The organism is Alcaligenes sp. Me129 (assembly GCF_050487245.1).
Taxonomy (GTDB): Bacteria; Pseudomonadota; Gammaproteobacteria; order Burkholderiales; family Burkholderiaceae_B; genus Alcaligenes; species Alcaligenes phenolicus.
The window spans coordinates 1-501 of record NZ_JBKQGX010000048.1; the positions used below are offsets into that span (position 1 = coordinate 1).

Sequence of the window (501 nt, forward strand, 5' to 3'; positions counted from 1 at the left end):
GATAAAGGCTTAGTATTTGTTGCCAATGATGGCGGTCCATTTACTTCTAAGCTGGGCTCTACCGTGACGGTTGCTGGAGCTCAGACTAATACCGATTGGACGAAGTTTGACGCTGGTCAGAACATCATGACTCAGATTGAGCAGGATGCTGATGGCAACAGCGCGATTCGTGTGGCCTTGTCCAAGGACATCACGGGTCTGGAGACCATTATCTTGGGTGAGAACGGGACACCGGGTAAAGACGGTGCGAACGGTCTGCCTGGCGTGGGTCTTAATGGTAAGGACGGCTCGATCGGTATGACCGGTAAGGACGGCGCAGGAGCCGATCTGACGGTGGCGATGGGTGCACCGGGCCTGGCCGGTAATGATGGGGCTGATGGCAAGAGCAAGACCCGCCTCGTGTACGAGAAGTCCGATGGCAGCGTCGAAGAAGTGGCGACCTTGAATGACGGTTTGCGCTTCGTGGGTGATGACGGCAAGGTGGTTGAGCGCAAGCTGAAC

The 501-nt window shown here is 56.1% G+C and carries 1 protein-coding gene; it reads left to right on the top strand.

Annotation, left to right across the window (positions count from 1 at the left end):
• Positions 1-126: 126 nt before the first annotated feature.
• Positions 127-501: hypothetical protein (locus ACLPGZ_RS19620; RefSeq protein ID WP_429641904.1), on the top strand; the 375-nt coding region annotated here is incomplete at its 3' end.